This is a genomic window from Mycobacterium sp. Panama NTM2 (assembly GCF_054355555.1).
Window position 1 is genome coordinate 2,891,254 of sequence record NZ_CM135953.1, and the last position, 20,599, is coordinate 2,911,852.

The window sequence follows — 20,599 nt, forward strand, 5'->3', positions numbered from 1 at the left end:
GCGTACTGTTTCATGGTGTGAGCGCACGGGCGGGCATCGTCATCACCGGAACCGAGGTCCTCACCGGGCGGGTGGCCGATCGGAACGGTCCGTACCTCGCTGATCGCCTCCTCGAACTCGGGGTGGAACTCGCCCACATCACGCTGTGCGGCGACCGTCCCGATGACATCGAGGCGCAGCTGAGGTTCCTCGCCGACCAGGGCGTCGACCTGATCATCACCAGCGGCGGCCTGGGCCCGACCGCCGACGACATGACCGTCGAGGTGGTCGCCCGCTTCTGCGACCGCGAGCTGGTGCTCGACGCCGAGCTGGAGGCGACGATCCGCGGCATCGTCGATGACCTCATGGCCCGCTACCCCGGGGTGGACGCCGAGGCCGTACACGCCGCCAATCGCAAGCAGGCGCTGGTACCCGCCGGAGCGACGATCCTCACCCCGGTGGGCACCGCGCCCGGTGTCGTGGTCCCCGGGAAGCCCACAGTCGTCGTGCTGCCCGGCCCGCCGCGCGAGCTGCAACCGATGTGGCAGGCCGCGGCCGCCACCGACGCCGTCACCGAAGCGCTGGCCGGCCGCACGGACTTCCGGCAGGAGACCGTGCGGATGTTCGGGCTGCCCGAGTCCGGTCTGGCCGAGACGCTGCGGGAGGCGCAGCGCGAGGTCGACGGATTCGATCGGCTGGAGATCACCACCTGCCTGCGCCGGGGTGAGCTGGAGATCGTGACGCGATTCGAGCCGCAGGACGCACCCGTCTACGGCGCGCTACTCGCCACACTGTCGGACCGGCACGCCCACGAGATCTTCTCCACCGACGGCGCGCTGATCGACGACCAGGTGGCGGAGCTGCTGAGCGGGCGCAGGATCGCGACCGCCGAGAGCTGCACCGGCGGTCTGCTCGCCGCGCGGCTCACCGAACGCCCCGGATCGTCGGCCTACGTGTGCGGCGGTGCGGTCGCCTACGCCAACAGTGCCAAGGCCGAGGTGCTCGGCGTCGACCCCGGCCTGATCGAGGCGCACGGCGCGGTGTCCGAGCCGGTCGCCGACGCGATGGCCCGCGGCGCGCTGGCCCGCTTCGGCGCCGACACCGCGGTCGCGATCACCGGCGTCGCCGGCCCCGGCGGCGGCACCGAGGAGAAACCGGTCGGCACCGTGTGCTTCTCCGTCGCGCTGGCCGACGGCACCGTCGTCACGCGCACGACGACCATGCCCGGGGGACGGTCCGATGTACGGGAGCGTTCGACCACCATCGCGATGCATCTGCTGCGCAGGGCGCTGAGCGCATCCCGCTAGGGTGAGCACCATGGTTGACACCGACGAGCGGCAGGCGTTCGCGGCGCTCGCCGAGCAGACCGGCTGGGCGCAACGCACCTCCGAGCGCAACGACTACTTCGCCAAGGGCGAGGTCCGGGTGCACGTGGTGTGGCTCGACGAGGGCGCCATCAACGGCGGCACGCTCTATCACGACGACATCCTGACGTCCTACAGCCGGGAGCTGCCGACGGTGCAGAGCTGGCTCAAGCGCTGATCAGCGCCTCTTGTCGGTACCGGCGGCGTCCCACAGGTCGGTCATCGAGGTGAGGATCGCCTCGGCCTGCCCGAGCCCACCGAGATGGCTCTCGCCCGAGAGCGTGTAGAGCTCGGCGTCGGGCAGTCGCGACACCACGTGCTGACCGTGCGCGAACGGCACGATGTGGTCGGCGTCGCCGTGCCACCACCGCACGGGCACTGTCACGTCGGCGAGGCGGAAACCCCAGTCGCGGGCGAACACGACGACATCGGCGAACGGTGCCGCGAGTTGCTTGCGGCTGCCGTTGAGCAGGTCGTCGAGGAACATCGCTTTGAACTCCGGCCGGGCCAGCAGGCGGCGGTCACCCTCGGGTGACAACGCGCCGTAGAGCCCGATGATCGGCTCGGCGACGGGCTTGACCAGCCGGATCAGCGGGGTGGCCACCATGCTCAGCGTTCCGCCCACGTGTTCCAGGATCGGCGCCACCGGCACGCCGACGGTGCCCATCACCCCGCCGCCGATCGCGTCAGGCCCCTTCGTGGGTGCGACACCGCCGAGAACGCCGGCCGCGACGACCCGGTCAGGCATGGCCGCGGCGACACCCAGCGTGTAGGGGCCGCCGCCGGACAATCCGATCACCATCATCTTGCCGATGCCGAGCGCCTCGGCCAGCGTGCGAAGGTCGTCGGCGAAGTCGATCACCCGTCCATAGGCGTACGGCGTGGAGGAGCCGATGCCCGGCCGGTCGATGCCGATCAGCCGGATACCGTTGCGCTCGGCGTACAGCCGCGCTTCCAGCGGAATCTGACGGCGCGCTCCCGGAGTGCCGTGCAGCCAGAAGATGGGTTTGCCGGCCGGGTCGCCGAACTCAGCGAAGCCGAGACGCCGGCCTTCGCGGTCCGGGCCGACGGCGACGTTGCCTTCGAGCTTGGGACGGGTGATGTCGGTGGACATGCGCGACAGTGTCGCATGCCAGCCAACGACCTCAGCCGGCCCCGACCCAGCCCGGCGGCCGTCGGTCGGCCCACCCGACTGCCGTCTCCAGCTGCGCGGCCAGCGCAAGCAGAACCTCTTCGCCGGGCGCCATGAGCTGCACGCCGATGGGCAAGCCGTCGGCCGTCGTACCGAGCGGCAGCGAGATCGCGGCCCATCCGGTCACGTTGGCCAGCGCCGTCCAGCCGGTGGTCGCGAACTCGACGTCGAAGAACGCGCGGGTGGTCCCGCGCGGCTGGTCGAGCAATCCGTAGGGCGGCGGGGGAGTCAGCAGGGTGGGCACCAGCAGCACGTCGTGGTCGAGCATCTGCGTGGCGAAACGCCGTGTCTGGGCATGGATCGCGGCGATGGCCCCGGCGTAGGCGACGCCGGTGGTGTGCAGACCTTCCTGGATCATCACCCAGGAGCTCGGCTCGAACTCGTCCTCGCGCGGCTCCCGGCCCAGGTGCTCGCGCGCCGTCGCGAAGAGTTCGACGTTGCTGACGGTGTGCAGGACGGCGATCGCGTCGGCGACGGCCTCGGCGTCGATCGACGGCGCGCCCGGCTCGACGCGGTGACCCAGTTCGGCGAGCACAGCCGCGGTCTGTTCGACGGCAGAGATGACGGCGGGATCGGTCGCAGAGCCGGGGAACGGCGATGACGTTGCCATCATGATGCGTTGCGGCGCAGGCGAATCGGCGATGACGTCGAGGAATGGTTCGGATGGCGGCGGGGCCGAGTAGGGATCCCCGACGCCTGTCCCGGTGACGGCGTCGAGAAGCGCTGCGCTGTCGCGCACGGTGCGCGTGAGGGCATGCTCGTTGACCAGACCCTCCAGGCCGTGCCCGGCTCCCGGGGCGAACGAGGTCCGCGCGCGACGCGGCTTGAGGCCGACCAGGCCGCAGCACGCCGCGGGGACGCGGATCGACCCGGTGCCGTCGCCGCCGGACGCGGCGGGCACGATCCCCGCGGCGACGGCCGCGGCCGAGCCCCCGCTGGAGCCACCGGGAGTGATGTCGGACGACCACGGGTTGACGGTCGCGCCGAACAGCGACGGCTCGGTGGTGCAGTGGTTGCCCCACTCGGGGGTGTTGGTCTTGCCGAAGATCACCAGGCCGGCGTCCAGGTAGCGCTGCACGATCCACGCGGTGTCGGCCGCGACATGGGTACGCAGCGCGCGGCAACCCATCGCCTCCGGGGCGCCGGCCAGCGATGCGCCGAGGTCCTTGAGAAGAAAGGGGACACCGGCCAGCGGACCCGCTTGCCCGCTGCGCACCACACCGGACGCGTCGAGCGCGGTCGCGGCGGCGCGGCCGTGGTCGAAGAGGTCGGTGATCACCGCGTTCAGTGTGCGTCCCGCGTCGAGGCGGACGATCGCTGCCTCGAGCAGGTCGACGGCGCTCACTTCGCCCGCCGCGACCAGGGCTGCCTGGCCGACCGCGTCGATGCCGGCGAGTTCGAACGCTGTCCGAGAGTCCATTCCGGAATACTCGCGGCCGGTGGCGCGGCTCGGCAACCCGAGCGGCTAACCGACCGCGGCGCCGTAGCGCAGTACGCCGAGGAAAAGGCTCGTCGCGCACAGGCAGAACGTCGCGAGCGCGTAGGGCCATGCGCTGGCGCGCCGGATCAGCGCGACCACCGTCGCCGCCAGACCGATCACACCGATGAGCGCTGCGGCGGCCAGCGCGGTGAACACGGCGGTGACCGCACCGTCCACACTGCACGTCGACGGCGGGCAGTGGTCGAGGAACGCGAGCGAGAACAGACCGAGGAAAGCAGCGACAGCTCCCATCAGGACCGACGCCACCAGCAAGGCGATCGAGATCACGACATCGGCACGGGAGCGTGGTGCCGGATTCGTCACGGCGCGCGATCCCTGCGCAGGATGGTGTCGGTCACCTCGAGCGCCACGAGGATGTCCACGACGGTGATGGTCAACCCCCACCAGTACATCCAGCGGATCGTCTGATCCGGCTGCGCGGCGAAGTACACGAACAGGAAGATCGGGCCGACGATCCCGAACACGAACATCATCAGCTGCACCCGCACGTACACCCACAGACCGGCCATCGGCCGACAGTGTCGCGTTCGACACACCTGCACGTCAACGCCGGGTCCCGCGCACTCGGCAGACACTGAGGCCAACTAACCTTGACGGCACTGTCGATTCCCTGCGAGGTGACGTGATGTACCGAGCGACACGAGCCATGGCCGCGACCGCGGCACTGCTGATCGCTGCGCCCCTGTTCGCCGGTGTGGCGACCGCCGAGGGGACGGTGGTCAGCATGCCGTTCTCCGAGAAGCTGCGCCGCTGCGACTTCACCCAGGTCAAGTACGTCGGCGGCAGCGGGTACGGCCGACCCTCGGCCCAGCTGCGCGTCCAGGGCAACGAGGTGATCGCCGATGTCGAGTTCTTCACCGGACTTCCCAACACGCCCTATGACCTCCGGCTGATCCAGCTGCCCCGCTCATCGGCGGCCGACTGCGGTCCGGGAGCGCCCGGCGTGTCCGCGACGACGCTGTTCACCGACGGTGTCGGAACGGGCCGCGCCACTGTGCGGGGTCCGCTGATGCCCGGTGCCACGGGTGCGTGGATGAGCCTGACCCGCCCCGGCACGTTCAGCCAGACGCCCGACGAGTTCTACACGACCGATCTGGTCGCGAACCTGTCATCGGCTGCCTGACACCGCATCACCCGGTTACCACGACGGTGAGGTGGTCGCCGCGTCGCTCGACGCGCATCCCGGCCCGCCGGGCGATCCCCGCCACGGCGGCCGCGTCGGCGGGGTCGGATCTGCTCGTCGACAATGCGCGGGCGAGCCGTCCCTTGTGCGCCTTGTTGAAGTGGCTGACGACGGTGCGCCGCCCGTTCTCGGCTTCGGCCATCACGTCGACGGTGATGGCGCCGGGCACCTTGGCGAGATTGGCATAGGACCCGGAGCGCAGGTCGACGACCAGATCGCGGGCGGCGAGTTCCGCCAGTGCCGGTTCCAGTACGGGCCGCCAGGTGGACGCCAGGGTGGGCCGGCCCGGCAGTTTCGAGCCCGCCGAGAGCCGGTATGCCGGAATGAGGTCGTCGGCTCGCACGACGCCGAACAGCGCCGAGCCCACCATCAGGCGCGCCATGGCGCGATCTGCCGACGCTCCGCGCAGCGAGGTGACGTCGAGGGCGTCGTAGAGCACGCCGGTATAGCGGTGCAGGGCGGGCATCGTGGGTGCCGTCCACAGAGCCGCGTTGCGTTCGATCTCCTTGTCCTGGCTCGCTGACAGGCCCAGGGCCGCGCGGCTCGTCGCCGGATCCGCGGCCAGGGCGACGAGCTGGTCGACCAGTTCGGTGCGTACCTGGCTCAGTGCCGGGCACACCAGCGAGTCCACGGTCAGGGCAGGCCCGTCACCTCCGCCGCGTTTGGTCTCCGACGGCGGCAGCAGCACGATCACGGCAGTGACGGTAGCGCCACCGGGTCACCCCGCCGGCGGCGGCGGGGGCGGCGGCAGCGGCAGGGCCGGGTCCGCCGGAGGCGGCGGGGGCGGCAGCGGTGCTTCCTGCCCCATCAGCACCACAGGGGCCGGCGGCGGGGGCATGGGCGGCGCCAGCTGCGGATCGACGGGCGGGGGGACGTCTGCGGGTGCAGGCGCCGGCAGGTACATGTGACGGGTGAACTGACTCTGGTAGGCGCCTCCGCCGCCGACCTTGACGCCGCCACCCTCGCCGGAGGAGACCGGCGTGCCGTCGGGGAGGGTCACCGCGGTGTGGCCGCGGTTCCACCCGACGACGAGAGCGCCGGGTTGCGTCCCGTACTGGAACCCGCGCGCCTTCAGCGCGCCTTCGATGTTGCCGGTGTTGAACCGGTCCCCGAAGACGGGTCGGCCTGTCGCGGCGTTGGTCACCCAGGACACCAGGCCGGAACAATCGGTTCCGGCCGGCGAGTCTCCGCCCGTGATGTACGGAGTTCCCGACACCTGGTTGACGAGCGTCAAGAGTGTGGCGAGTTCATACATGCGGCCGGACGCTAGCAGAGGGTCTCTAATACGGCCAAAATGTGTGACAGCGGGCACATTACAGCTTCATCTCGCGGAATAATCACGAAAATTGCTGCTGCAGAATCTGTTTCAGAGCCGGCGCAACGACGCGAAAGATGCTGTTGCACAACAGGAATCGATCACCCTCGGGCGATCAACAGCGGAATCCGCTGTTCGGCCGAGGTGAAGGAGCCGTGCTGACCGATCAACGACGATTCCACCGGCTCGACTGTGCGGCGCACCACACCGGAGGTGCCCCGTGCGGCGACCACCACATCACCGATGCGAGCCGTGGCCTCCTCGGTGACCCGCTCCCCGAACCAGCCCGCCGCGACTGCTTCCTCGCGACCGACCACCCAGGCCCGCTCACCGAGCACCTCTCGCCAGGCGGCCAGCACATCGTCGCGAGCGCCGCGTTCGACGTAGACATGACGTGCGCGCACCTCGCCGCCGATCGCTGCCACCCCGTCGTGCAGCACCGGTTGGGAGTCGGCGTCCACGACGTCGGAGCCCAGACCCACCATGCCGTGATCGGCCACCACAGCCAGCAGGCTGCCCGCGGGCAGGGCCTCGACGATCGACTCCACCAGGCGATCCACCTGACGCAGCTGCCACCGCCACGCCGGACTCCCCGGACCGTGCAGGTGACCGACCAGGTCGAGGTCGGCGTGGTAGGCGTAGCAAAATCCGCGGTCGGCGAGCGTCGTGCTGACCGCCGCGACCAGGTCGCCGATCGCGTGCACTCCGACATAGCTGCCGCCACGCAGCGCCGCCCGTGTCAGACCGGAATCCGCGAACTCGGCACCGGAGATCACCCGCACCGACACCCCCGTCGACGCGGCGCGTTCGAACGTCGTCGCCCGCGGCTGCACGTACTCGGGCACCACTCGCTCCCGCAGATCGTCGCCCCAGGGGTGCGGCCGCCAGCGCAGCGCGTTGATGACACCCACGTCCGGCAGCCGGAAGGTCATGCCGACCACGCCGTGCTCCCCGGACCGGCAGCCCGTCCCCACCGCAGCGAGTCCGGCCGCCGTCGTCGCCGGGTATCCCGCGGTCAAGGTCGGCCCCCGCAGCGTCGCCAGAAACGGTGCGTCGTCGAGATGGGCGTCGAGAAGATCCGCACCGAGCCCGTCCACCAACAGCAGGCACGCGCCTGCCGTCTCGCCGACGCCGCCGAAACTGCCGGCGATGCGGGGGGCGAACCCTTCCACCCCCATCGCCGCCAGCAGCGACGGCGCCACGTCGGCGAGATGGGGTGCCTGCGGGTCGGGCCGGGGCAGGTTCACCTCCCACCTCTAGGAGTGGGGGAGTCGGACCACCTGGACGAAGAACTCATCGATCTGGCGCACCGCATTCATGAACTGGTCGAGGTCCACGGGCTTGGTCACATACGCGTTGGCGTGCAGTTTGTAGCTGCGCAGGATGTCCTCCTCGGCCGAGGAGGTGGTCAGCACCACGACCGGGATGTGGTTGAGCTCGGGGTCGCTCTTGATGGTCTCCAAGAGCTGGCGCCCGTCGTACTTGGGGAGGTTCAGATCGAGCAACACCAGGTCCGGCCGCGGCGCGCCTTCGTATTTGCCCCGCCGATACAGGAAGTCGAGGCCTTCCTCGCCGTCGTGCGCGACGTGCAGATTGTTCTTGATCTTGTTGTGCTCGAACGCTTCCCGGGTGATCAACTCGTCTCCCGGATCGTCCTCGATGAGCAGCACGTCGATGGCTCGTTCAGCGGGGGTCATGACGACGATCCTTCCATCAGGGGTGGCGCGGCATCGGAGACCGCCTCGGTTACTGCGGCATCGGAACGGGCCACGTCGTCGGAATCAGTGCTGGGAAGCGTGAACCGGAAGCGGGTGCCGTCGGTGTACTCGTTGTCGATCCAGATCGTCCCGCCGTGGTGTTCGACGATCTTCTTGCACAATGCCAGACCGATGCCGGTTCCGGTGTAGGCATCGCGGCCGTGCAACCGCTGGAAGATCACGAACACCTTCTCCGAGAACTCCGCCGCGATCCCGATTCCGTTGTCGCTGACCGAGAACGACCACTGGCCCGGCTCTGCGGCAGCGCACTCGATCACGACTCGCGGCGTGACGCCCTCGCGGCGGAACTTCACGGCGTTGCCGACGAGGTTCTGCCACAGCATGGTCAGCAGGGTCGGGTCACCGCTGATCGTCGGAAGCCCCTCGGCCGGCCGCTCGATCTGCGCGCCCGTCTCCTCGATCGCGGTCGACACGTTGGCCAGCGCGGTATCGAGCACCGTGTCGAGATCCACCGCGGTCTCGGTGGCGTTGAGACGGCCCACCCGGGAGAACGTCAGCAGGTCGTTGATCAGAATCTGCATTCGTTTGGCGCCGTCGACGGCGAACCCGATGTATTCGGTGCCGCGTTCGTCGAGCTTGTCGCCGTAGCGCTTCTCCAGCAACTGGCAGAACGACGCGACCTTGCGCAGCGGCTCCTGCAGGTCGTGAGACGCCACGTACGCGAACTGCTCCAGCTCGGCGTTCGAGCGGCGCAAGTCCTCGGCCTGCTCGTCGAGCGCCTCGGTCGCAGCTCTGGACGCCTCGAGTTCCTCGACGATCCGCTGGCGCATGTTGTCGACGTCGATCGCGATCAGCCGGATGTCGCGCGGCCCCTGCGGCACGATCTTCTCACCGAAATTCCCCCCGGCGATCCGCCTGCACGCTTCCGCCAGCTGTCGCAGCGGTCGCACCAGGGCGCGCCGAAGCAGCAGCGCCAGCGCGACCATCGTCACCAGAAATGCGACGAGCACGGCGAGCAGCACGCCGTTGCGCCACGTGCTGATGGATTCGAGTTCGGCGATGCCGTCGCTGCGCGCCTGGGCGAGACGGGCGTTCTGCTCATCGAAGAGCGCGCGCAAGCGATCGAACTCCGACTTGCCGACCTCGGTGAGCGCGGCGGAGATCGCATTGCGCACCCCGGGCTGCACCGCCGCGATGGCCGGTTCTGCGTAGCTGTCGCGCCACGAACCGGCCGCCTGCTCGATCGCGTCGAGATCGGCGAGCAGATCGGGTCGCTTCTGCTCGAACTGGCGCAGGTCCGCTGAAGCCCTCGATTCCGTCTCCCGCCCGGTGTCGTACGGCGCCAGGAACTGGGGGTCCGAGGAGATCACGTATCCGCGGACCGCGGTCTCCTGATCGCGCAGCGCGGCCTGCAACTGGTAGGCGGCCACCCGGGCCGGTCCCACGTTGTTGGTGAGCTGGCCGGACACCCGGTCGGTGCGGTCGAGCAGCAGTGCCGTGGTGACGGCACCGGCGAGCACGACCACCGTCATGATGGACAGCACCAGGTACTGCCACCCTTCCACGGTCAGGGCACGTATCCCGCGCTGGTCGGGGCTCATCCCGCCGCCCTCTCCGATGTCCTCTCGACCCGCACCACGGCGATGTCGTCGGCGATTCCACCGTGCGACTGCGCACGCTGCTCGACCGCGTCGATCAGCGCATCGACGAACTGCGGTCCGGGCAGGTGTGCCAGCGAACGGGCCACGTCGAGCAGGCCGTCCTCACCGAGTCGCTCGTTGCCCTCGCCGATGTGACCCTCGAACAGGCCGTCGGTGATCAACACCAATCCCTTCCCCGGCGGTAGTTCCATCGGATGCGGGGTCCAGTCGCCGAGGTGCAATCCGAGCGCGGGCCCGCCGATCGGCTCCACCCACTCGACCGTGCCGCCACCGTGCAGCAGCATGCCGGGGTGGCCGGCGCGCACCGCGGTCAGCGCCGAGCCGTCCAGCGGGACGGCGAGGCTCAGCACGGTGGCGAAGGTGCCCCGGCCTGCCCGTTCAGCCCGCAGGATGCGCTCGAGTTGGTGCATGCGCTCGGCGCCGCGCAACCCGGCGAAGGTGAGCGCCCGCCAGGCGATCCGCAACGCCACGCCGAGCGCCGCTTCGTCGGGACCGTGTCCGGCGACGTCCCCGATCATCACGTGCACAGTCCGGTCCGGGGTCTGGACGATGTCGAAGAAGTCCCCGCCGAGCAGCGCATTCCGCCGGCTCGGACGGTACTGGGTGACGATGCTGACCCCGGGGTCGTCGAGCAGCAGCGGCGAGGGCAGCAGCCCGCGCTCCAGCCGGGCGTTCTCTCTCTCCCGGGACCGGGTGGCGTGCAGATCGACGGCGGTCAACTCGGCGCGCTTGCGCTCGATGGCGTAGAGCACGGCCCGCCGCAGAGTCTCCGGGTCCACCCTGCCCTTGACCAGATAATCCTGTGCGCCGGAGGCGACGGCCGCCGACGCGACGTGCTCGTCGTTGAGACCGGTCAGCACCACGACGGGCACCGTGGCGTCCCGGGCGGCGATGCGCGCGAGCCCGGCGACCCCCTCGGTGTCGCGCAGGTGCAGGTCCAACAGCACACAGTCCGGCCGCGCCCCGTCGATCGCCTGCTCGGCCTCGGCCATCGATTCGGCCCACACCACATGCATGTCGACGCCGGCGTCGGCGATCAGTTCTTCGACGAGGATGGCGTCGCCGCGGTCATCCTCGACGAGGAGGACCCGCAGCGGCCCCCCGTCACCCGGGACAGTCATCTGACCCGGGACATCTGCGTACGACTGGTCACGCACGCTGGCATCTTCGCTTGTCAATTTCGAAGACACTACCCGCGTGTTCGCTGGGAGCCCGAACCCGGCGTCGGCGGCGTTGCGTCAGCCCGGCACCCAGGGTGCGCTGGTAACCTCCGACCGGCCGCCGGCGTCTTCGCCTCCGGGGAGGCGACCTGTCGAACAGCCCCGAGGTTCGATGCCGTCGGCACTGCTGTGAGGTTGTCGAGTTGGATCGTCGAGATCGAAATGAGTCGTGTGCGCACCGGTGAGATCAGGGCCCTGTCGGGGCTGCGCATCGTGGCCGCGCTGTGGGTGGTGCTCTTCCACTTCCGGCCGCTGCTGGCCGAGGCGTCCCCCGGGGTGCGTAGCGCGCTGGCGCCGATCCTCAACGCCGGCGCCCAGGGTGTCGACCTGTTCTTCATCCTCAGCGGATTCGTCCTGACGTGGAACTATCTCGACCGGATGGGGGAGTCCTGGTCGACGCGCGCCACGCTGCGATTTCTGTGGCTGCGGCTCGCCCGCGTGTGGCCGGTGTACCTGGTGACCATGCACCTGGCCGCGGCGTTCGCGGTGTTCACCCTCTACGTGGGACGGTTCCCCCTCCCGCCGGATGTCATCGCATCGCTGAACGCATTGAGTTGGCTCAAACAGGTCTTCCTGGTGCAGCTGTGGTTCCAGCCGTTCTTCGACGGTTCGAGCTGGGACGGCCCGGCCTGGTCGATCAGCGCCGAGTGGCTGGCGTATCTGCTGTTCGGCGGGCTGGTCCTGGTGGTGTTCCGCGTCGCGTCGGTGACCCGCGCCCGCGGGTTGATGTGGCTGGCGGTCGCGGCCGCCCTGGCGCCCACGCTGCTGCTGCTCGCCCACGGCGTGTTCTACACCCCGTGGAGCTGGTTGCCGCGCATCATCATGCAGTTCACGGCCGGGGCGCTGGCCTGTGCGGCGGTGCGGCGGCTGCAGCTCTCCGACCGTGGCCGCCACGCCGCGGGCCTCGCGGCGCTCGGTCTCGGTGTCGCGATCATCGGCGGCCTCTACGTTCTGGACGCGTATCCGCCCCAGGACATGCTCGATGCCGGCGGGCTGATCGACGTGCTCTTCGTCCCGCTGGTGATCACCTTGTCCATCGGCGCCGGCACGCTGCCCGCGGTCCTGTCGACGTCCGTGATGGTCTACCTGGGTCACATCTCGTTCGGGCTGTACATGATCCACGAGATCGTGCACACGATGTGGAACTGGGCGGTCCAGCAGTTCGCGATCACGCTGGTCCCCAGCTGGTCGGCGAAATTCACCGTGCTCGGTCTGGTGCTGCTGTCCGGATTGCTGGCCGCGCTGCTCTACCACGTCGTCGAGGAGCCCGCACGCCGCTGGATGCGCCGCATGCTCGACCCCCGCACGCCGCCGGCCAGACGCTCGTCCGAGCCGCCGCAGGGTCGGCTGCAACCGGTCGCCGCGCGGGCGGGATGAGGTGAGTGTGATGCTCGGCGAGTCGGCGCGCCGGCCCGCCCGGCGCGACCCTAGGCTGGTCCAGTGAGTCGTGTTCTGACGTGGATCCTCGCTGCCGCCTTGCTGTTCGGCGCCTTCACTGCGCCCGCACCGACGGTCACCCATCGCCAGGTACGCGTCCTCGATTTCGCCGTGAACAGGGTGGCGGTGGTCGGCGACTCCTACACCACGGGAAGCGATCAGGGTGGCAACGGTCCGCAGGGCTGGGCTCCGCAGGTGTGGCAGGCGCTGAGCAACCACGGCATCCCCGTCACGCCCACGGTCGCCGCGGAGGGCGGCGCCGGCTACTGCACGCGCGGCAACCACGGCAGCGTGTTCGAAGACCTCACGGTCCGCGCGGTCAAACCCAACGACACCCTGGTGGTGTTCTACGGGTCGCGCAACGACATGAAGGTCGAACCGACGCGGCTGTCGATCGCGATGTACGGCACACTCAGCCTGGCCCGCCAGATCGCGCGCTCGGCGAAGATGCTGGTCATCGGGCCGCCCTGGCCGACGGCCGATCCGCCGCCGGAGATCCTGCGGATCCGCGACATCCTGAGTTACCAGGCCCAGCTCGCCGGGGCGACGTTCGTCGACCCGATCGCCGCCCGCTGGTTCGTCGGCCGGCCCGACCTCATCGGGGCCGACGGCGTGCACCCCACCGACGCCGGCCACACCTACATGGCGGACAAGATCGCGCCACTGATCGGCACGCAGCTCGCGCCCTACTGAGAGCTGTTACGGTGCCCGGGTGATCCGCAACGTGGTGCTCGCCAAGCTCAAAGACGGCTACGACGCCGCCGAACTCACGCAGATCCAGCAGGGGCTCCGGGATCTGAACTGCCCCGGCACCGTGGCGTACTCGGTGGGCTCGGATGCGGGTTTGCGCGAGGGCAATTGGGACTTCGTCATCGTCGCCGACTTCGCCGACGTGGAGTCCTACCGCGGATACGACGCCGACGCCGAGCACAACGCGCTGCGGGCCCGGCTGGCCCCGATGGTCGAGCAGATCGCGCGGGCCCAGATGGAACTGTCTGCCTAACGGGCGTAGCGCTGCGCGAACGCGCGCAGGATCGCCATCGGGTGGGTCACCGAGCGGCGGCGGGCGGCCGCCTTGAGCGTCTCGGCGTCCTCGGGGGCGAAGTAGCCGTGGTTCTTGTAGGCATCGATGCGCGTGCACAACCCGTCGACGTCGAGCTCCGGATGGAACTGCGTCGCATAGACGTTGGCGCCCACCCGGAATGCCTGGACAGGGCAGTCGGCGGAGCGGGCGAGCAGGGCCACGCGGTCCGGCAGCACCGAGGCCGCCTCCTTGTGCCCGCCGAACGCGTCGAAGGTGTCCGGAAGACCGGCGAAGAGGGTATCGGTGCGACCCTCGTCGGTCAGCTCGATGGTCAGCGGCCCGACCGGCTCGCTGTGTGAGCGGTCGATGCGCGCGCCGATCGCCGCGCCGAGCACGCCGATTCCATAGCAACAGCCGAGGAACGGGAAGTCCGCGGCGAGGACGGCGGACACCAGGTCGGCCAGTTCGGCCTCGACGCGTTGCTGTACCGGGGATTTCGTGGCGGGGTCGTCGCTGACGGTGAAGGGGCCGCCGCCGAGGATGATGCCGGACCAGTCCGCCAGATCCAAGCCGCCGAGCGAGTGATCGAGGAGGCCGATGCGGTGCAGGCGCTGCCCGTCGAGTCCGGCGAATCGCATGACCGCCGCGTACTCGTCGGCGGCCGCGTCGTCCTCGCCACGGATTGACAACAGCAGGAACGGGGCACCGGCCACCGGTCCAGCGTAAACACGGGCTAGCTTGTCGGTCAGTGAGAACTCTGATCGATCTGGACGACGCCCCCGTGTTCGCGATCCCCGCGGCCGGCGGCCCGCGCTACGGGGTGCTGGTGGAGGGCCCGCAGGGGTGGGGTGAATTCAGCCCCCCGCCGGATGCCTCCGACGAGCTGGCGGCACGCTGGCTGACCGCGGCGATGGAGCCCAGCACCGTGGGCTGGCCCGACGCCCTCCGCGGCCGGGTCCGAGTCGGTGCCGACCGCCCGCTCGTCGCTGTCGAGAGCGTCGGTGCGGCCGTCGCACGGATCCGCGGCGTTGCGGGTCTGGACGTGGCATATCTCGTCAACTGCACCGCCGAGCAGGCGGCGCAGGTGCGACGCCACGTCGAGGTCCCGGTCGCCGTCGACGCCGAGGTGCTCGGCGCAGATCCCCGATGCGCCGACGTGGTCGTGCTGCGGTCCGGACCCCTCGGCGGGGTGCGGCGCGCGATGCGGCGCGCCGAGCGGCTCGAGATGCCGGCACTGGTGGCGTTCAGCGGCACCACCAGCATCGGGCTGGCCGCCGATGTCGCACTCGCCGCCGCGCTACCCGACCTGCCCTACGCGTGCGGGCCGGTGCCGGACTGGCTGCGCGACGGCGACGTCGTGTCGAGCGCACGGTCACTGGTGCCGTCCGACGGGTACCTGCCCGCCGCTCCGATGCCCGCCGGTCCCGACGCGAGCCGCCTGGACCAGTTCCGCGTCACCGACGCGGCCGTGATCGCGCGGTGGCGCGACCTCCTGCGCCGCGCCGCCGCGCTGCTGTAGGGCGTGACCCTCAGTCCTGCTTGGCGATCAGCCGCGTCAGCGCCTCGCGGTCGGGGTTGAGCAGCTCGTCGATCCGCGGCTGGTTCACGTCGGCGACGATGATCTCGCCGACCTCCTGGTAGACGTCGCTGAAGATGCCGTGGCTCTTCATCTTCTCGGTCTGATAGATGTTGTCCTCGGTGGGCGTCACGTAGTACACGATCTCGGCCTTGAAGCGGTGGATCAGCCACAGGTGGATCACGTCCATCAACCGCTTCTGCCGCAGCTTCTCGGCGAAGGTGTTCTGGTCGCGCACGGTCAGGATGCTGCGGCCGTGCCGGTCCTTGATCGGATCGACGACCACGTTGGCCAGCGGCTCTTCTCCCTCACCGAGGATCTGCAGATCGAGCACATCCGAGCCGGCCCGCCGCGGCCGCAGCCGCACGCGCAGCTTCTCCGGCAGCTTGTTGTGCTCGCTCCACAGCGCCAGCCAGTCCTCGAGCAGTTTCTTGGGCACCTCGGTCTGCACCAGGTGCTGATGTTGCGTGGACCCCTTGCCCATCGACTTCGTCGTCGCCGTCCGTCCGGACGACGCCGCCAGCGCGGCATCCGAGCGCGGGCCGCCGACGAGCGTTTGCGGTGTGCGATAGGGAGATTCGACGAGCCGCATCTTGCGTTGCAACCGGGCCAGCGCCAGCATGCCCTCCTGGCGCAGCGAGGTCGCGAACTCCTCGGACGCCACGCCGTCGACCTGGTGGCCGCCGTAGGTGATGAAGTTGAAGACGAACCCCATCTTTCCGATCTCCTCGGGGAACGCGCGCATCTCCTCATCGGTCATGCCGGTGGTGTCCCAGTTGAACGACGGGGAGAGGTTGTAGGCGAGCATCTTGTCCGGATAGACCGCGTGGATGGCGTCGGCGAACTGTTTGGCGTCGGCCAGGTCGGCGGTCTTGGTCTCCATCCACAGGATGTCGGCGAAGGGGGCTGCGGCCAACGACTTCGCGATCGCGTACGGAATGCCGCCGCGCACCTGGTAGTAGCCCTCGGGGGTCTTGGCCCGCTCACAATCCCACGCCGCGTCGGCGCCGAGTTCTTTGGCCTTCTCCCGGGCGACGTAGAGCGGCGCGCGTTCGGCGAAGGCCCGCCATTCCGCGGCGCTCATGGCAGCCGACTCGCCCTCGCGCTCCCGGAACTCCAGCAGGTCGGCCACCGCGCCGGCGTAGGTGTCTAGGCCGGCGTCGTCCTGCCACGCGTCGACGAAGCGGGACTCGACCTTGTCGAACGCAGCGTCCAGGGACTGCTCGGCACCGTCCTGCCACGCGGCCGCGGTCTGGTCGATCAGCTCCAGCACGCCGTGGCGGCCCAGCCACGCCTCGGCGGTGGCGTACTCGCCGTCGGGCAGCGCGTAGAGCAGGTGGCCGTTCAGCTCGGTCACGCCCTTGTCGTAGAAGCGGCGCACCATCGCCAGGAAGCACGACTTGTAGGACGGGATCTTGAGGTTGGTGACGCCGAGCAGGAACGGCTGGTCACGTTCGTCGGCACGGCTGTCGATCAGGTTGGCCGCCTCGGCGTCGGTCCGCGCCACGATGATGCCCGGTACCCGCATGATGTCGAGCTGGAACCGGGCGGTGTTGAGCCGCTTGATCTGCTCGTCCGAGGGCACCAGCACCTTGCCGCCCTGGTGGCCGCACTTCTTCGTGCCGGGACGCTGGTCCTCGATGTGGTAGCCGGGCACCCCGTTCTCCACGAAGCGACGAATCAGGTTGCGCACGTGGGGATCTCCGCCGTGACCCGTGTCGGCGTCGGCGATGATGAACGGCCGGTAGTCGTACTGGGGCGTGGCCGCGAGTTGTTCCGGGGTCATCTGCAGCCGCAGGTACTGCTGATTGCGGTCGGCGGTCAGCAGCGCGCGCACGATGCCGGCGGCCTCCTCGGGCACCTGGCTGAGCGGATAGCTGGCCAGGTCCGGCCCCGGATCCTCGCTGATCGAGCCCTTCGCCGACGTGGCCCAACCGCCGAGGTAGATGCCCTCGATGCCCATCCGCTTCATCACCACGGCCTGGCCGGGGGAGTAGGGCCCGAACGTCGTGATGCTCTTGCCCTGGGCGAACAGCTCGCGCAGATGGGGGTAGAACGCGGTGGCCGCCTCGCGCGCCACGGGATAGTCGGCGGGGATCGTGCCGCGCTGCTCGGCAACCTGACGTGCGGTGTAGAGGCGGATGATGCCCTCGAAACGGGGGCTGTCGAAATAGCGCTGGGTGTCGACGACATCGCGCTCGAACGGGGTCTGCGGCGCGAGGTCAGCTTCGGTGATGGCCATGACCCACCCTAGAGCGGGGGTCGAGCGCACGGGGAGTTATTTGGTGCCGAAGATGCGGTCGCCGATGTCGCCGAGGCCCGGCAGGATGTAGCCGTTGCCGTCGAGTTCCCGATCGATGGCGGCGGTGAAGATCGGCACCTCGGGGTGCGCCTGCGTCATGGCCGCGATTCCTTCCGGGCAGGTGACCAGGCAGACGAACTTCACCGATTTGGGGTTGAGCTCGCGCACACGCTCGACCGCGGCGGCCGCCGAGTGTCCGGTGGCCAACAGGGGGTCGAGCACCACCACGTCGCGCTCGGCGAGGTCGCCGGGCACCTTGAAGTAATACTCCACGGTCACTTGGGATCTCGGCTCACGGTAGAGCCCGATGTGGCCGACCCGAGCCGACGGCACCGCGTCGAGCATGCCGTCGAGAATGCCGGTGCCCGCCCGAAGCACAGAGACGAACACCACCTTCTTGCCGTCGATGACCTTGCCGGTGGTGGTCTCCATCGGGGTGTCCACCTCGACGTCGTGCACGGCGAGGTCGCGCAGCACCTCGTAGGCCATCAAGGCCGAGACCTCGCGCACCAGACGGCGGAACGTGTTGGTCGACGCGTCGCGGCGGCGCATGAGGGTGATCTTGTGCTGGACCAGGGGGTGATCGACCAGATGCACCATGGAACCAGAAGACGTCATCTAGAACACCGTCCCGTCACTGACCACGGTCAACGGCGGGAGCCCGCCGCGTAACCGCTGCGCCGATTCCCGCCCGGCCGCCCACGTGCCCCCTTCGAGGACGCACGCCAACGGCATCGCCACCTCGTCGACTCCGAGACGCGCGCGAACCAACGGTGCGATCTCGTCGAGCAGGGCCACGGTCAGCCCGCGCCACTCGACCACGAGTTCGTCGCCCGGCGTCCAGGACCGGTCGGCGACCGCGGGATCTCGCAGCCGCAGCACCCCGCCGTCGAGCAGCAGTCCGCCGTTGCGGTACTCAGGCAGCCCGGTCAGCGCGTCGATTCCGGTGACTGTCACCCCAGCGCATTGCAGCGGCTCGATCAGTGAATAGGTGAGCCACTGCGAGAGTTTGTGCAGCGGTAGCCAACCCGCGGTCCCCCCGGGGCCGTCCACCGCGCCGTGACGCCAGCAGTCGCCCAGCGGTTGGGTGCCGATCACGTTGTCCGACGGCCAGATTCGTGACAGCGAGGTGAGCAGCAGGACCAGTAGGTCATGGGCGTTCACAGTGCCCGAGGATGCCGACGACGCGTCGAACAGTCCGCCCGGTCTGCCGTGCGGACCGAACACCCGTGGGTGGTCGGCGAGTGCGGTACCGAGGTTGCGCATGAGCTGAACCCGGCCCGGGAGACCGACGAGTGGATTGCCGGACGAGACCTGCAGGACGGCGGCGAGGTCATCGTCGGTCAGGGCCCGTAGCGCGGCGGCGTCGACCTGCAGCGGGCGGTCCGGGTCGCTGGAGAACGCGCCCTCGACGAAGCCGTGCCAGCTGGCCACCGCCAGACCCTCCGAGCGGCGATAGCGCACGCCGTTCTCGACGAACCCCCAGTCCGCGCCGGCCCCGGCGTCGAGCAGCACGCTGACCACGGTGAGGTCGATCATCGCCCGAGCGCGGTCGCCGGGGGACACGTCGTCGAGCGCGGCGACGAGCGAGGCGGTGCGGTCGACGCCGCCGACGGTGAAGTGCCGCCACCGGCTGTGGGGCGGGATGTCCAGATCCGGGAACCGGGCGCGGGTCAGTGCCGCGACGTCGTCGGCGACCCGGTGGAGAGCGTCGTCGTCGACAGCGAACCAGGGGGAATCACCGGACCGGGCGCGGTCGAGCAGCGATGCCGACCGCGTCCGCACCGCCGCTGTGGTGCGCAGCACCTCCACGGCCTCGGCGGCGTGGTCCGTGGCCGTCACCCCTGCAGCCCCCTGCCTTTGACCTGCTTCAGTTCTTCGGCGTCGGGAACCTCACCGGGCGTGTAGTAGCCGGCGGCCATCTTGGCGTCGATCTCGACGCGCGCATCGGCGGGAATCAGCTCGTCAGGGATCGAGACACGTTCGCCCACTTCGATACCTGCGCCGGTGATCGCGTCGTACTTCATGTTGCTCATCGACACCAGCCGGTGGATCTTCCTCACGCCGAGCCAGTGCAGAACGTCGGGCATCAGCTCTTGGAAACGCATGTCCTGCACGCCCGCAACGCATTCGGTGCGGGTGAAGTACTGGTCTGCGGTGTCACCACCGGCTTGCCGTTTGCGTGCGTTGTACACCAGGAACTTGGTCACCTCGCCGAGCGCGCGACCCTCCTTGCGCGAGTACGCGACCAGTCCGACCCCGCCCCGCTGGGCGCCCAGGATGCACTCCTCGATGGCGTGGGTCAGATAGGGCCGGCAGGTGCAGATGTCGGAGCCGAAGACGTCCGAACCGTTGCACTCGTCGTGCACCCGCGCGGTGAGCTCGACGGACGAGTCGGCCAGATGCGCCGGATCGCCGAAGATGTAGACCGTCTGCCCGCCGATCGGGGGCAGGAACACCTCGAGGTCCGGACGCGTCACCAGCTCGGGATACATACCGCCGGTCTCTTCGAAAAGCACGCGGCGCAAATCGTTTTCGCTGCAGCCGAAGCGTGCGGCGACACCGGGCAGGTGCCACACCGGTTCGACGGCGGCCTTGGTGACCTGGGCCGCGCCCGTGTCGAGCAGGATGCGACCGTCGGGGACCAGTCGGCCTTTCGCCATCGCGTCGGCGACCTCGGGCAGGATCACCTGCGCCTTGGTCACCGCGATCGTCGGCCGGATGTCGATCCCGGCCGCGATCTGATCCGCGAACGCCTCGGTGACCATCGCGCCCCAGGGGTCGAGACTGACGATCGTGGTCGGGTCGGTCCACTGCGGGAACGGACCGATCCGGTCGGTGGGCGCCGTGTCTGTCAGATCGGCCCGGTGATCGGGGGAGAGTTGGCCCGCCGCGACGGCCAGCGCCCGGTAGACGCCGTACGCGCCGCTGTGCGCGCCGATCACATTGCGGTGCGCGCGGGCGGTGGTCCCGACGATCGGACCGCGCTCGGCGGCCGTCGGCGCGCCCCAGTGGAGAGCGGGCGCGTCGGTGCCACCGCTGTGCGACGTCAGTCGGACGTGTCCGGTGGGCATCGGTGTCCTCAGGTTGCTCGGTCCGGGAGAGAATCCGCCAGCTTAGCCACTAC

Annotated in this window: 22 protein-coding genes; 7 read left to right on the forward strand and 15 right to left on the reverse strand. The window is 69.6% G+C overall.

Features of this window, described 5'->3' with window-relative positions; translation table 11 throughout:
* The first annotated feature begins 17 nt into the window (after positions 1–17).
* Together ACXYX3_RS13700 and ACXYX3_RS13705 are read left to right on the forward strand one after the other, a co-directional pair.
* Positions 18–1,286 (forward strand): competence/damage-inducible protein A, encoded by a 1,269-nt coding sequence (locus ACXYX3_RS13700; protein ID WP_458607878.1) that lies wholly within the window; start codon positions 18–20, stop codon positions 1,284–1,286.
* Between the two features lie 10 nt (positions 1,287–1,296).
* Positions 1,297–1,521, forward strand: a complete 225-nt coding sequence (locus tag ACXYX3_RS13705; RefSeq protein ID WP_458607879.1) for a hypothetical protein — start codon at positions 1,297–1,299, stop codon at positions 1,519–1,521.
* On the opposite strand, the gene ACXYX3_RS13710 is transcribed toward ACXYX3_RS13705, so the two are convergent.
* Genes ACXYX3_RS13710 through ACXYX3_RS13725 form a run of 4 tightly spaced genes read right to left on the reverse strand, consistent with a single transcriptional unit; the run spans position 1,522 to position 4,545 of the window.
* The gene (locus tag ACXYX3_RS13710) at positions 1,522–2,457 is read right to left on the reverse strand and encodes an alpha/beta fold hydrolase (RefSeq protein ID WP_458607880.1); all 936 of its coding nucleotides are present in this window, start codon (positions 2,455–2,457) and stop codon (positions 1,522–1,524) included.
* A gap of 31 nt (positions 2,458–2,488) precedes the next feature.
* Positions 2,489–3,955: an amidase gene (locus ACXYX3_RS13715; RefSeq protein WP_458607881.1), complete on the reverse strand. Its 1,467-nt coding sequence runs from the start codon at positions 3,953–3,955 to the stop codon at positions 2,489–2,491.
* 45 nt (positions 3,956–4,000) lie between these two features.
* Positions 4,001–4,339, reverse strand: a complete 339-nt coding sequence (locus tag ACXYX3_RS13720; RefSeq protein ID WP_458607882.1) for a hypothetical protein — start codon at positions 4,337–4,339, stop codon at positions 4,001–4,003.
* Positions 4,336–4,545 carry a hypothetical protein gene (locus tag ACXYX3_RS13725; protein WP_458607883.1) on the reverse strand — a complete coding sequence of 70 codons (210 nt, stop codon included), beginning with the start codon at positions 4,543–4,545 and terminating at the stop codon, positions 4,336–4,338. Before ACXYX3_RS13725 ends, ACXYX3_RS13720 begins: the two co-directional genes overlap by 4 nt.
* Before the next feature lie 116 nt (positions 4,546–4,661).
* On the opposite strand from ACXYX3_RS13725, the gene ACXYX3_RS13730 reads away from it, so the two are divergent.
* A complete protein-coding gene (locus tag ACXYX3_RS13730; RefSeq protein WP_458607884.1) occupies positions 4,662–5,159 on the forward strand; it encodes a hypothetical protein in 498 nt (165 codons plus the stop codon).
* Between the two features lie 7 nt (positions 5,160–5,166).
* On the opposite strand, the gene yaaA is transcribed toward ACXYX3_RS13730, so the two are convergent.
* The 6 genes from yaaA to ACXYX3_RS13760 all read right to left on the reverse strand — a co-directional run bounded on the left by yaaA (position 5,167) and on the right by ACXYX3_RS13760 (position 11,034).
* Positions 5,167–5,913, reverse strand: a complete 747-nt coding sequence (gene yaaA / locus ACXYX3_RS13735) for a peroxide stress protein YaaA (protein ID WP_458607885.1) — start codon at positions 5,911–5,913, stop codon at positions 5,167–5,169.
* 24 nt (positions 5,914–5,937) lie between these two features.
* The gene (locus ACXYX3_RS13740; RefSeq protein WP_241206424.1) at positions 5,938–6,474 is read right to left on the reverse strand and encodes a C40 family peptidase; all 537 of its coding nucleotides are present in this window, start codon (positions 6,472–6,474) and stop codon (positions 5,938–5,940) included.
* 161 nt (positions 6,475–6,635) lie between these two features.
* Positions 6,636–7,781, reverse strand: coding sequence for an alkaline phosphatase family protein (locus tag ACXYX3_RS13745; protein WP_458607886.1), 1,146 nt, complete (start codon positions 7,779–7,781; stop codon positions 6,636–6,638).
* A gap of 9 nt (positions 7,782–7,790) precedes the next feature.
* The gene (locus tag ACXYX3_RS13750; RefSeq protein WP_046364196.1) at positions 7,791–8,231 is read right to left on the reverse strand and encodes a response regulator; all 441 of its coding nucleotides are present in this window, start codon (positions 8,229–8,231) and stop codon (positions 7,791–7,793) included.
* Positions 8,228–9,853, reverse strand: coding sequence for a sensor histidine kinase (locus ACXYX3_RS13755; RefSeq protein WP_458607887.1), 1,626 nt, complete (start codon positions 9,851–9,853; stop codon positions 8,228–8,230). Before ACXYX3_RS13755 ends, ACXYX3_RS13750 begins: the two co-directional genes overlap by 4 nt.
* On the reverse strand, positions 9,850–11,034 hold the full coding sequence (locus tag ACXYX3_RS13760) for a PP2C family protein-serine/threonine phosphatase (RefSeq protein ID WP_458612084.1): 1,185 nt from the start codon (positions 11,032–11,034) through the stop codon (positions 9,850–9,852). Before ACXYX3_RS13760 ends, ACXYX3_RS13755 begins: the two co-directional genes overlap by 4 nt.
* A gap of 261 nt (positions 11,035–11,295) precedes the next feature.
* Between ACXYX3_RS13760 and ACXYX3_RS13765 the strand changes: the two genes are divergently transcribed.
* The 3 genes from ACXYX3_RS13765 (at position 11,296) to ACXYX3_RS13775 (ending at position 13,573) form a co-directional block, all read left to right on the forward strand.
* Positions 11,296–12,510 (forward strand): acyltransferase family protein, encoded by a 1,215-nt coding sequence (locus ACXYX3_RS13765; protein ID WP_241206421.1) that lies wholly within the window; start codon positions 11,296–11,298, stop codon positions 12,508–12,510.
* 63 nt (positions 12,511–12,573) lie between these two features.
* Entirely contained in the window at positions 12,574–13,263 is a 690-nt protein-coding gene (locus ACXYX3_RS13770) for an Rv0518 family GDSL lipase (RefSeq protein WP_241206420.1), read from the forward strand.
* Between the two features lie 19 nt (positions 13,264–13,282).
* Positions 13,283–13,573, forward strand: coding sequence for a Dabb family protein (locus tag ACXYX3_RS13775; RefSeq protein ID WP_458607888.1), 291 nt, complete (start codon positions 13,283–13,285; stop codon positions 13,571–13,573).
* Here the strand turns inward: ACXYX3_RS13775 and ACXYX3_RS13780 are convergent.
* Positions 13,570–14,307: a glutamine amidotransferase gene (locus tag ACXYX3_RS13780; protein ID WP_458607889.1), complete on the reverse strand. Its 738-nt coding sequence runs from the start codon at positions 14,305–14,307 to the stop codon at positions 13,570–13,572. The two genes, ACXYX3_RS13775 and ACXYX3_RS13780, sit on opposite strands and share 4 nt — an antisense overlap.
* 35 nt (positions 14,308–14,342) lie before the next feature.
* On the opposite strand from ACXYX3_RS13780, the gene ACXYX3_RS13785 reads away from it, so the two are divergent.
* Positions 14,343–15,113: an O-succinylbenzoate-CoA synthase gene (locus tag ACXYX3_RS13785; protein WP_458607890.1), complete on the forward strand. Its 771-nt coding sequence runs from the start codon at positions 14,343–14,345 to the stop codon at positions 15,111–15,113.
* Between the two features lie 10 nt (positions 15,114–15,123).
* Here ACXYX3_RS13785 and aceA read toward each other — a convergent pair whose 3' ends face one another.
* The 4 genes from aceA to ACXYX3_RS13805 are packed head-to-tail and all read right to left on the reverse strand — an operon-like array spanning position 15,124 to position 20,546.
* The gene (gene aceA / locus ACXYX3_RS13790) at positions 15,124–17,412 is read right to left on the reverse strand and encodes an isocitrate lyase ICL2 (protein ID WP_458607891.1); all 2,289 of its coding nucleotides are present in this window, start codon (positions 17,410–17,412) and stop codon (positions 15,124–15,126) included.
* Between the two features lie 36 nt (positions 17,413–17,448).
* The gene (gene upp / locus ACXYX3_RS13795; RefSeq protein ID WP_458607892.1) at positions 17,449–18,090 is read right to left on the reverse strand and encodes a uracil phosphoribosyltransferase; all 642 of its coding nucleotides are present in this window, start codon (positions 18,088–18,090) and stop codon (positions 17,449–17,451) included.
* Positions 18,091–19,314: a DUF1688 family protein gene (locus tag ACXYX3_RS13800; RefSeq protein ID WP_458607893.1), complete on the reverse strand. Its 1,224-nt coding sequence runs from the start codon at positions 19,312–19,314 to the stop codon at positions 18,091–18,093.
* Positions 19,311–20,546, reverse strand: a complete 1,236-nt coding sequence (locus ACXYX3_RS13805) for a GTP cyclohydrolase II (RefSeq protein ID WP_458607894.1) — start codon at positions 20,544–20,546, stop codon at positions 19,311–19,313. Before ACXYX3_RS13805 ends, ACXYX3_RS13800 begins: the two co-directional genes overlap by 4 nt.
* Positions 20,547–20,599 lie beyond the last annotated feature (53 nt).